Below are 11,627 nucleotides of genomic sequence, written 5' to 3' on the forward strand. Positions count from 1 at the left end.
CGCAGAACGCGGCGTTCGGCCCCCGGACATTCCGTCCGGGGGCCTTCCGTATCCACGAGTGAAGGATGTCTTATGTACTTCCAGCCTCCCTATGGTGCTAGCGGTGCTTATCCTCCGCAGCAGGGCATGTACAACCCCCGTTTCGAGAAGGACGCGTGTGGCCTCGCTATGGTCGCCACGCTGCGCGGCGAAGCGGGACATGACATCGTCGCCCTGGCGCTCGAAGCCCTTCGTAATCTTGAGCACCGCGGCGCGATCGGTTCTGACGCCGGAACCGGTGACGGAGCGGGCATCCTAGTTCAGATGCCCGACCGCTTCTTCCGGGAAGTGCTCTCCTTTGAACTCCCTCCCGTCGGCGAGTATGCGGCCGGCCTTGCCTTCCTCCCGACCGACCGCATGGCGCGGGAGAAGCAGAAGCGGCAGATCGAACGCATCGCCGCGGTGGAAAACCTTCACGTGCTCGGATGGCGCGAGGTTCCGGTCGATGAGGCCCACCTCGGACGCCTCGCACACGAAGCCCTCCCGGCCCTCGAGCAGCTCTTCGTTGCGAGCGCGCAGGCCGGTCACGTCGCCCCGCTCAGCGGCGTCGCGCTCGACCGCCGCGCCTACCGCCTGCGCAAGCGCGCCCAGCATGAGGCCGGCGCCTACTTCGTCACCATGTCCGCCCGCACCATCGGCTACAAGGGCATGGTCACGACGCTCCAGCTGGAGCCCTTCTACCTCGACCTGCAGGACGAACGCTTCGCGAGCGAGCTCGCGATCGTGCACTCGCGTTACTCGACGAACACGTTCCCGTCATGGCCCCTGGCGCAGCCCCTGCGCATGATGGCCCACAACGGTGAGATCAACACCGTGAGCGGTAACCGCAACTGGATGCGCGCGCGCCAGTCGCAGCTCGCCAGCGAGTTGCTGGGCGACATGGAGCCGCTGCTTCCGATCTGCTCGGATGCCGAGAGCGACTCGACCTCGTTCGACGAGGTCCTCGAGATGCTCGAGCTCACGGGCCGCAGCCTGCCGCACGTGCTCATGATGATGGTCCCCGAGGCCTACGAGAAGAAGGCCGGCCTCGACCCCGACGTGCGCGCCTTCTACGACTACAACGCGGGCCAGATGGAGCCGTGGGACGGCCCGGCCGCGATCCTCGCGACCGACGGCACCCAGGTCGTGGCGACCCTCGACCGCAACGGCCTCCGCCCGGGCCGCTGGACCCTGACGACCGACGGCCTCGTGATCGCCGGCTCCGAGACGGGCATTCTCGACCTGCCGGCCGAGCGCATCGCGCGCCGTGGCCGCCTGCAGCCGGGCACGATGTTCGTCGTCGACACGGCCGAGCGCCGCATCATCTCGGACGCCGAGATCAAGAAGCGCGTCGCGACGAGCGCGCCCTGGCGCAAGTGGCTCGACGAGGGCACCATGCGCCTCGCAGACCTGCCCGAGCGCGAGCACCTCGTGCACCCCGTCGCGAGCGTGCACCGCCGTCAGCGCACCTTCGGCTACACCGAAGAGGAGCTCAAGATCCTCATCGGCCCGATGGCAAAGGCCGGCATCGAGCCGCTCGGCGCGATGGGATCCGACACCCCGATCGCGGTGCTCAGCGACCGCCCGCGCCTGCTGTTCGACTACTTCGTGCAGCAGTTCGCGCAGGTCACGAACCCGCCGCTCGACTCGATCCGCGAAGAGGTCGTCACGAGCCTCAAGATCACCCTCGGTGGCGAGAACAACCTCCTCACCTGGGGCCCCGAGCACGCGCGGAAGATCGGTCTCGACTTCCCCGTGATCGATAACGACGAGCTCGAGAAGATCCGTCACATCGATCAGGCGATGCCCGGCGCGCGCGCCGTCACCATATCGGCGCTCTACCGCGTCTCGGCGGGCGCCCGCGGCATGAAGAAGCGCCTCGAGCAGATGTACCGCGAGGCCGACCAGGCGATCGCGGCCGGTGCAGAGTTCATCATCATCACCGACCGCGACTCCGACCGGGAGCTCGCTCCGATCCCGTCGCTGCTCGCGGTCTCCGCCGTGCACCACCACCTCATCCGCCAGGAGACTCGCATGAAGGCGAGCCTCGTGGTCGAGGCGGGCGATGTGCGCGAGGTGCACCACGTCGCGACGCTGCTCGGCTTCGGCGCGAGCGCGGTCAACCCGTACCTCGCCATGGAGTCGGCCGAGGAGCTCGTGCGCCGCGGTGTCGTGACCGACATCACGCCCGAGCAGGCCGTCAAGAACCTCATCTACGCGCTCGGCAAGGGCGTGTTGAAGATCATGTCGAAGATCGGCATCTCGGCCGTCTCGTCGTACGCCGGTGCGCAGGTGTTCGAGGCCGTCGGCCTCTCGCGCCCGTTCATCGAGACATACTTCGCCGGCACCGAGTCGAAGATCGGGGGAGTGGACCTCGAGGTCATCGCCACCGAGGCCGCGGCCCGCCACGCGTTCGCGTACCCCGCCGACTGTGCGCCCCGCGCGCACGAGCGGCTCTGGACGGGCGGCGAGTACCAGTGGCGCCGCGACGGCTCGGCCCATCTCTTCAACCCGGAGACGGTGTTCCGCCTGCAGCACTCGACGCGCACGCGCCGCTACGACATCTTCCGCGAGTACACAAAGCTCGTCGACGACCAGGCGACGCAGCTGAAGACCCTCCGCGGGCTCTTCGAGTTCCGCAAGGGCGTCCGCAATCCCGTGCCGATCGACGAGGTCGAGCCCGTCTCGAGCATCGTCAAGCGCTTCTCGACGGGCGCGATGAGCTACGGCTCGATCTCGCGGGAGGCCCACGAGACGCTCGCCATCGCGATGAACCGCATCGGCGGCAAGTCGAACACCGGCGAGGGCGGCGAAGACGTCGACCGTCTTCTGGATCCGGAGCGCCGCAGCGCGATCAAGCAGGTCGCCTCGGGCCGCTTCGGCGTCACGAGCATGTACCTCACGCACGCGGAAGACCTGCAGATCAAGCTCGCGCAGGGCGCCAAGCCCGGCGAGGGCGGCCAGCTGCCCCCGACGAAGGTCTACCCGTGGGTCGCGCGGACCCGTCACTCGACGCCCGGCGTCGGCCTGATCTCGCCCCCGCCGCACCACGACATCTACTCGATCGAAGACCTCAAGCAGCTGATCTTCGACCTGAAGCGCGCGAACCCGAAGGCGCGTATCCACACGAAGCTCGTCAGCCAGTCGGGCATCGGCGCGGTTGCCGCCGGTGTTGCGAAGGCGCTCAGCGACGTGATCCTCGTCTCGGGCCACGACGGCGGCACGGGCGCGAGCCCGCTGAACTCGCTCAAGCACGCGGGTACGCCGTGGGAGCTCGGCCTCGCCGAGACCCAGCAGACGCTCATGCTCAATCGTCTGCGCGATCGCGTTGTCGTGCAGGCCGACGGCCAGCTCAAGACCGGTCGCGACGTCGTGATCGCCGCCCTGCTGGGCGCCGAGGAGTTCGGTTTCGCGACCGCGCCCCTCGTCGTCGAGGGCTGCATCATGATGCGCGTCTGCCACCTCGACACCTGCCCCGTGGGCGTCGCGACGCAGAACCCCGTTCTGCGCGAGCGCTTCAGCGGCAAGGCTGAGTACGTCGTGAACTTCATGGAGTTCATCGCGCAGGAGGTGCGCGAGTACCTCGCCGAGCTGGGCTTCCGCTCGATCGACGAGGCCGTGGGCCAGGTCGACGCGCTCGACGTCAACCGCGCGATCTCGCACTGGAAGGCCGACGGCCTCGACCTCTCGCCGATCCTCAACGGTCCGGCGTTCGACGAGGACGAGCCCCGCCGCCACGGCCGCGAGCAGGACCATGAGCTCGACCAGCACTTCGACGTGCAGCTTATCGAGGCCGCGCGCGACGTCATCGCCCGCGGCGGCGACCTCGAGATCGACCTGCCCGTCAAGAACACCGAGCGCGCCGTCGGCACGATGCTCGGCCACGAGGTCACCCTCGCGCACGGCGAGCACGGCCTGACCAACGGATCCATCACCGTGAACCTCACGGGCACGGCGGGCCAGTCGCTCGGCGCCTTCCTCCCGGGCGGCATCTCGCTGCACCTCGAGGGCGACGCGAACGACTACGTCGGCAAGGGCCTCTCGGGCGGACAGATCGCGGTGCGCCCGTACCGCGGATCCTCGTTCGAGGCCGACAGCAACGTCGTTGCCGGTAACGTCATCGGCTACGGCGCGACGGGCGGATCGCTGTTCCTCTCGGGCCTCGTGGGCGAGCGTTTCCTCGTCCGCAACTCGGGCGCCAGCGCCGTCGTCGAGGGCGTGGGGGACCACGCGCTCGAGTACATGACCGGTGGCCTCGCGGTCATCCTCGGTGAGACGGGTCGTAACCTTGGCGCCGGCATGTCGGGCGGTACCGCCTACGTGTACGGCCTCGAGGAGGACCGCGTGAACGCGGCCGCCCTCTCGTCGGGCGAGCTCACGCTGTCGCCGCTCGGATCCGCGGAGCGCGAGATCCTGCGCGACATGCTCGAGCGCCACGTCGCAGAGACCGACTCTGCGCTGGGTGCGAGGATGCTCGCCGACTTCGACACTGAGGCAGACAAGTTCGTGCTGGTCACGCCGCGCGACTATGCTGCCGTTCTTTCGACCCGCCAGGAGGCGCTCGACGCGGGGCAGGACCCCGACGGCGACGTTGTCTGGCGCCGCATCCTGGAGGTGACCGGTGGCTGATCCCAAGGGCTTTCTGACCGTTACGGAGCGCGAGCTTCCCGCTCGCCGCCCCGTCCCCGTGCGCATTCTCGACTTCAAGGAGGTGTACGAGAAGGGCGATAGCGCCGTTCTCAAGCGCCAGGCCGGTCGTTGCATGGACTGCGGCGTGCCGTTCTGCCACCAGGGCTGCCCCCTCGGCAACCTGATTCCGGAGTGGAACGACCTCACGTGGCGCGGCGATGGCCGCGGCGCGATCGAGCGCCTGCACGCGACGAACAACTTCCCGGAGTTCACGGGCCGGCTGTGCCCCGCCCCATGCGAGAGCGCGTGCGTGCTCGGCATCAACCAGTCCGCCGTCACGATCAAGCAGGTCGAGGTCTCGATCATCGACCAGGCATTCGACAGCGGGTGGGTCGAGGCCCAGCCGCCCGAGCGCCTGACGGGTAAGACCGTCGCGGTCGTCGGATCCGGCCCCGCGGGCCTCGCCGCCGCGCAGCAGCTGACCCGCGCGGGTCACACGGTCGCGGTCTACGAGCGCGACGACCGCATCGGCGGCCTGCTGCGCTACGGCATCCCCGACTTCAAGATGGAGAAGCAGCACATCGATCTCCGCCTCGCGCAGATGCGCGAGGAGGGCACCCGCTTCCGCGCGGGCGTCTCGATCGGAACCGACATCACGTGGTCGGAGCTGCGCCGCCGTTACGACGCCGTTGTGATCGCGACCGGATCCACGGTCCCGCGCGAGCTGCCCATCCCGGGCCGCGACCTCGAGGGTGTGGAGTTCGCGATGGACTACCTCGTGCAGTCGAACCGCGTCGTCGCAGGCGACACGGTCGAGGGCCAGACCACGGCCGAGGGCAAGCACGTCGTCGTGATCGGTGGCGGTGACACCGGCGCGGACTGCATCGGCACCGCCCACCGCCAGGGCGCGAAGAGCGTGACGAACCTCGCGATCGGCAAGCGTCCGTCCGACGGCCGCCCCGACCACCAGCCGTGGCCGACCTTCCCGACGGTGTTCGAGGTCTCGAGCGCCCACGAAGAGGGCGGATCCCGCGAGTACCTCGCGTCGACGGTCGAGTTCCTCGGCGACGAGAACGGTCGCGTGCGCGCCCTGCGCGTCGCCGAGACCGAGTTCGTGAACGGCTCGCGCGTGCCGAAGAGCGGCACCGAGCGCGAGATCCCGGCCGACCTCGTCCTCATCGCGATGGGCTTCACGGGCCCCGAGCACGCCGAGCTCTCGGCGCAGAGCGGCGTGCAGTTCACCGACCGCGGCAACGTCGTGCGCGACGACCGCTTCGAGACCGACGAGCCCGGCGTCTTCGTCGCGGGCGACGCCGGCCGAGGCCAGTCGCTCATCGTGTGGGCGATCGCGGAGGGCCGCTCGGTCGCGGCCCGCGTCGACGAGTACCTGCTCGGCGAGACGGTTCTGCCGACCCCGGTCGCGCCGACGGACATAGCAATTCACGTATGAGTCACTTGGGGGCCCGGCGCGCGTGGCGCGTCGGGCCCCCTTTTACGCGTAGGCTGGAAGTGCGTCCGGAAATATCCGTTCCTTCATGCACGTGCGGTGCGGAAGCGAACGGCACGGACTCACACCGAAACCCATGGGCACCCCATGCCCGTCAGTGCGGAAGGTAATCAGGTGAGACGAGCCAAGATCGTCGCGACCCTCGGGCCGGCGACCTCGACCAAAGAAACAGTGCGGGAGCTGATTGACGCGGGACTTGACGTCGCGCGCTTCAACCTCAGTCACGGCGACTACTCCGTGCACGACAATAACTTCGCGAACGTGCGCGCGGCAGCGGAAGAGGCGGGCAAGCCCGTCGCTATCCTCGCGGACCTCCAGGGTCCGAAGATCCGTCTGGCGACGTTCGCCGACGGACCGCACGAGCTTGCCGTTGACGACATCTTCAAGATCACGACGGAAGACGTCGTGGGTACGAAGGAGCTCGTCGGCACGACGTTCAAGGGCCTCGCAAACGACGTGGCGCCCGGCGACTTCCTGCTCATCGACGATGGCAAGGTGCGCGTGCAGGTCGTCGAGACCGACGGTGTGACCGTGACGACGAAGGTTGTCGTCGGCGGCCCCGTGAGCAACAACAAGGGCATCAACCTGCCCGGCGTGGCCGTGAACGTGCCCGCGCTCAGCGAGAAGGACGAAAACGACCTGCGCTGGGCGCTCCGCAAGGGTGCCGACATCATCGCGCTGTCGTTCGTGCGCGACGCGAAGGACGTGCAGCGCGCACACGTGATCATGGCCGAAGAGGGCCGTCGCATTCCGATCATCGCCAAGATCGAGAAGCCGCAGGCCGTTGACGCGCTCGAAGAGATCGTCGAGGCATTCGACGGCATCATGGTCGCCCGCGGCGACCTCGGCGTCGAGCTTCCGCTCGAGGCCGTGCCGATCGTGCAGAAGAAGGCCGTCGCCATCGCGCGTCGCCTCGCCAAGCCCGTCATCGTCGCGACGCAGATGCTCGAGTCGATGATCTCGAACCCGGTGCCGACGCGCGCCGAGACGAGCGACGTCGCGAACGCCGTCCTCGACGGCGCCGACGCGGTCATGCTCTCGGGCGAGACCAGCGTGGGCAAGTACCCCGCCGTCACGGTGCAGACCATGGCTCGCATCGTCGAGTCGACGGAAGACCACGGCCTCGAGCGCATCGAGCCGCTGACGTCGAAGCCCCGCACGCAGGGCGGCGCCCTGACGGTCGCGGCCGTCGAGGTCGCCGACTTCGTCGACGCGAAGTATCTTTGCATCTTCACGCAGACGGGCGACTCGGCGCGCCGCATGTCGCGCCTTCGCCCCTCGCGCCCGATGATTGCGTTCACGCTGGCGGAGGAGACCCGCCGCCGCATGCAGCTCACCTGGGGCATCCGTTCGGCGATCGTCGAGCACGTCGAGCACACCGACCGCATGTTCGTGCAGGTTGACGAGTACCTCCTGTCGAACGAGCTGGCTCAGATCGGCGACAAGGTCATCGTCATCTCCGGTTCCCCTCCCGGAATCGCGGGTTCGACGAACGACCTCCGCGTGCACCGCGTGGGCGACGCCATGAACGGCGCCGCACCTGCGTATCAGCAGTAACGCGGAGTGTCGCAGGATGGCAATCCGGTAGGCTTGTCATTCTGGCCGGTGTGGCGGAATGGTAGACGCGACGCACTCAAAATGCGTTGTCCACAGGGCGTGCGAGTTCGAGTCTCGCCACCGGCACGTTTTTTACGAGTTTGAATCCTAGGATGGATGACGTGAGCGAAGAGCAGAAACAGAACGTCGAGTCCGCACCGCGTCGTGTGGTGGTTGCAGAAGACGAGTCCCTCATTCGGATGGACATCGTCGAGATCCTGCGCGACAACGGCTACGAGGTCGTCGGTGAGGCGGGCGACGGCGAGACCGCAGTGCAGCTGGCAACCGAGCTCCGCCCGGATCTCGTGGTGATGGACGTTAAGATGCCGCAGCTCGATGGCATCAGCGCCGCCGAGCAGCTCAGCCGCGACAACATCGCTCCCGTCGTGCTTCTCACGGCCTTCAGCCAGAAGGAGCTCGTCGAGCGCGCGACCGAGGCGGGCGCACTCGCCTACGTCGTGAAGCCGTTCACGCCGAACGACCTGCTCCCGGCGATCGAGATCGCGCTTGCGCGTCACGACCAGATCATCACGCTCGAGGCCGAGGTCGCCGACATGGTCGAGCGCTTCGAGACCCGCAAGCTCGTCGACCGCGCCAAGGGCCTGCTCAACGAGAAGATGGGCCTCTCGGAGCCCGAGGCGTTCCGCTGGATCCAGAAGGCATCCATGGACCGCCGCCTGACGATGCAGGACGTCGCCAAAGCCATCATCGAACAGTTGAGTCCTAAGAAGGGCTGACGCCTTCGTGCGTTAAAGGGCGGATCCTCCTCGAGGATCCGCCCTTTCGTGTTGTGTTAGCGCTGCTCGCGGATCGCGTTCGTGATCCGCACCGTCGAGCAGCGGCGACCGCTCTCGTCCGTCACGATGATCTCGTGCACCGTCATGGTGCGGCCGAGGTGGATTGCGGTGCACGTGCCCGTCACGAAGCCGGAGGTCGCCGACGCCGTGTGGGTCGCGTTGATGTCGACGCCGACGGCGTAGCGGCCGGGGCCGGCGTGCAGGTTCGCGGCCATCGACCCGAGCGACTCGCCGAGCACGACGTAGGCTCCGCCGTGCACGAGGCCGATCGGCTGAGTGTTTCCCTCGACGGGCATCGTCGCCACGGCACGCTCGGCCGTGAACTCGGTCATCTCGATGCCCATGCGATCGGCGAGGGCCCCGAGCCCGCGCTCCTTCACCCATGCGAGTCCGTCGGTCATATGCCACGCCTTCCTAAAGAGGTGATTCTTGGGGTTGTCACGCCTACGCTGGAGGGGTGACGGATCCCACGAAGCCTACCCTGCTCATCGTCGACGGCCACTCGCTGGCCTTCCGCGCTTTCTTCGCCCTACCGGTCGACAGCTTTGTCAACGCCGAGGGCCAGCACACGAACGGCATCCACGGATTCCTGTCGATGTTCCTCGGCCTGCTGCGCGACCAGGCGCCCACTCACGTCGCCGTCGCGTTTGACGTGTCCGACAACACCTTCCGCAAGCAGGAGTACCCCGAGTACAAGGAGGGGCGCAACGAGACGCCCTCCGAGTTCAAGGGCCAGATTCCGCTGCTGAAGCAGGCGCTCGAGGCGATGAACGTCACGGTGCTCGAGAAGGATGGCTTCGAGGCCGACGACATCCTCGCGACGCTCGCGAAGCGCGGATCCGAGGCCGGGTACGACGTGCTCGTCTGCTCGGGCGACCGCGACGCGATCCAGCTCGTCAACGATCGCGTCACGCTGCTGTACCCGTCGGTTCAGGGCGTGTCGAAGCTCAAGCGCTACGACCCCGAGGCCGTCGTCGAGCGCTACGGCGTGCCGCCCCACCAGTACCCCGACATCGCGGCGCTCGTGGGCGAGAAGGCGGATAACCTGCCCGGCGTGCCGAAGGTCGGCGAGAAGACCGCCGTGAAGTGGCTCACTCAGTTCGGCTCGCTCGACGAGATCCTCGCCGGCGCCGAGTCGATCAAGGGTGTCGTGGGTCAGAACCTGCGCGACCACATCGACGACGTGCGCCGCAACCGCAAGCTCAACCGCCTGCTCGACGACATCGAGGTGCCCGTCGAGCTCGACGCCCTCGAGCTCGGCGCGCCCGACGAGGCGGCCGTGCGCGACCTGTTCTCGCAGCTCGAGTTCCGCACGCTGCTAAAGCGCGTGCTCGACCAGATGGGCGGATCCGCCGATGAGCCGGCCGCGAACGCCGTCGCCGTGCCCGCCCCGCAGGCGCTCTCCGCCGCGGAGATCGCGGCCTGGCTCGGATCGGCGGAGGACGCCGTCGGCGTCACCGTGACGGTGCAGGGCGGCCTGCCGACCGAGGTCGGCTTCGCGCGCGCCGACGCCATTGTCGAGGCGGCGTGGAGCGACGAGGTCGCCGAGGCGCTCGGCGCATGGTTCGCGTCGGACGCGCCGAAGGCGTTCTGCGACGCGAAGCCCCAGCTGAAGGCCCTCGCCCGTGCGGGCGTTCCCGCGGCGGGCCTCGCGAACGACGCCCTCATCTCGGGCTGGGTCGCGCGCCCCTCGTTCCCGGACAAGTCGCTCGCGCACCTCGTCGACCGCTACCTCGGCGAGAAGCTGCCCGAGGGCGACCCGAACCAGCTCCTCGCGACCGGACCGTCGGCGGGCGAGCTCGCCTGGTACACGCTGCGCGCCGCCGACGCGGTTGTCGCGGCGCTGCCCGAGAAGGAGCGCTCGGTGCTCTTCGACATCGAGCTGCCCACGCTCGTCGCGCTCGCCGACATGGAGCTCGCGGGCGTCACGGTGTCGCACGAGAAGCTCGCCGCTCTGTCGGCGTCGCTCGGCGAGCGGGCCGCCGAGATAGCGGTCGCGGCATACGCCGAGATCGGGCACGAGGTGAACCTCGGCTCGCCGAAGCAGCTGCAGCAGGTGCTGTTCGAAGAGCTCGAGCTGCCGAAGACCCGCAAGACCAAGACGGGCTACACGACCGACGCGGCCGCGCTCGGCGACCTGCAGCAGAAGACGGGGCACCCGTTCCTCGGCCAGCTGCTTGCACACCGCGAGGCGACGAAGCTGAAGCAGATCGTCGACGGCCTCGACCTCGCGATCGCGCCCGACGCGCGCGTGCACACGACCTACCTGCAGACGGGCAGCCAGACGGGCCGCCTGTCGAGCACCGACCCGAACCTGCAGAACATCCCGGTCCGCACCGAGGAGTCGCGCCACATCCGCGCGGCGTTCGAGGTGGGCGAGGGCTACGAGACGCTACTGACGGCCGACTACTCGCAGATCGAGATGCGCATCATGGCGCACCTCTCGGGCGACCCCGGCCTCATCGAGGCGTTCAACGCGGGCGAAGACCTGCACCGCTACGTCGGCGCACAGGTCTTCGGCGTCGACGCCGCGGACGTCACGAGCGAGATGCGCAGCAAGGTGAAGGCGATGAGCTACGGCCTCGTCTACGGCCTGAGCGCGTTCGGCCTCGCCAAGCAGCTCGGCATCGAACAGAAGGAGGCCAAGCAGCTGATGCTCGGCTACTTCGAGCGCTTCGGCGCGGTGCGCGACTACCTCCGCGCGTCTGTCGAGAAGGCCCGCGAAGACGGCTACACCGAGACGATCTTCGGCCGCCGCCGCCCGTTCCCCGACCTCACGAGCCCCAACCGCGTGCTGCGCGAGAACGCCGAGCGCGCGGCGCTCAACGCGCCGATCCAGGGCAGCGCGGCCGACATCATGAAGATCGCGCTGTTCGGGATCCATCAGGATCTTCACGAGCTGGATTCGCGCCTGCTGCTCCAGATCCACGATGAGGTCGTGGTCGAGGTGGCGCCGGGCGAGTGGGACCGCGTCGAGAAGATCGTGCGCGACCGCATGGCCGAGGCGGCGGAGCTCACGGTGCCGCTGTCGGTGCAGGTGGGGCGCGGATCCGATTGGAACGAGGCCGCCCACTAAGGGC

The 11,627-nt window shown here is 68.4% G+C and carries 6 protein-coding genes and 1 tRNA gene; 6 read left to right on the plus strand and 1 reads right to left on the minus strand.

Annotated features, from left to right (window positions below; translation table 11 throughout):
* The first annotated feature begins 72 nt into the window (after positions 1-72).
* The 5 genes from gltB to DTO57_RS02905 all read left to right on the plus strand — a co-directional run bounded on the left by gltB (position 73) and on the right by DTO57_RS02905 (position 8,487).
* A complete protein-coding gene (gene gltB / locus DTO57_RS02885; protein ID WP_114116700.1) occupies positions 73-4,647 on the plus strand; it encodes a glutamate synthase large subunit in 4,575 nt (1,524 codons plus the stop codon).
* Positions 4,640-6,097 carry a glutamate synthase subunit beta gene (locus tag DTO57_RS02890; protein ID WP_114116701.1) on the plus strand — a complete coding sequence of 486 codons (1,458 nt, stop codon included), beginning with the start codon at positions 4,640-4,642 and terminating at the stop codon, positions 6,095-6,097. Before gltB ends, DTO57_RS02890 begins: the two co-directional genes overlap by 8 nt.
* A 171-nt stretch (positions 6,098-6,268) precedes the next feature.
* Entirely contained in the window at positions 6,269-7,711 is a 1,443-nt protein-coding gene (gene pyk / locus DTO57_RS02895; RefSeq protein ID WP_114116702.1) for a pyruvate kinase, read from the plus strand.
* A 44-nt stretch (positions 7,712-7,755) separates the two neighbouring features.
* Positions 7,756-7,837: transfer RNA gene (locus DTO57_RS02900), tRNA-Leu, on the plus strand.
* A gap of 35 nt (positions 7,838-7,872) precedes the next feature.
* Entirely contained in the window at positions 7,873-8,487 is a 615-nt protein-coding gene (locus DTO57_RS02905) for an ANTAR domain-containing response regulator (RefSeq protein ID WP_229730325.1), read from the plus strand.
* Positions 8,488-8,543: 56 nt separating this feature from the next.
* Here DTO57_RS02905 and DTO57_RS02910 read toward each other — a convergent pair whose 3' ends face one another.
* Positions 8,544-8,948, minus strand: coding sequence for a PaaI family thioesterase (locus DTO57_RS02910; RefSeq protein ID WP_114116704.1), 405 nt, complete (start codon positions 8,946-8,948; stop codon positions 8,544-8,546).
* 56 nt (positions 8,949-9,004) lie between these two features.
* Here DTO57_RS02910 and polA point away from each other — a divergent pair, with 56 nt between their 5' ends.
* Positions 9,005-11,623: a DNA polymerase I gene (polA, locus tag DTO57_RS02915; protein ID WP_114116705.1), complete on the plus strand. Its 2,619-nt coding sequence runs from the start codon at positions 9,005-9,007 to the stop codon at positions 11,621-11,623.
* Positions 11,624-11,627: the final 4 nt, after the last annotated feature.

The organism is Microbacterium sorbitolivorans (genome assembly GCF_003327285.1).
GTDB lineage: Bacteria > Actinomycetota > Actinomycetes > Actinomycetales > Microbacteriaceae > Microbacterium > Microbacterium sorbitolivorans.

Excerpts from the sequence above, each read along its gene's own strand:
- gltB (WP_114116700.1), top strand. The coding sequence starts at position 73 with ATGTACTTCCAGCCTCCCTATGGTGCTAGCGGTGCTTATCCTCCGCAG.
- DTO57_RS02910 (WP_114116704.1), bottom strand. The coding sequence starts at position 8,948 with ATGACCGACGGACTCGCATGGGTGAAGGAGCGCGGGCTCGGGGCCCTC.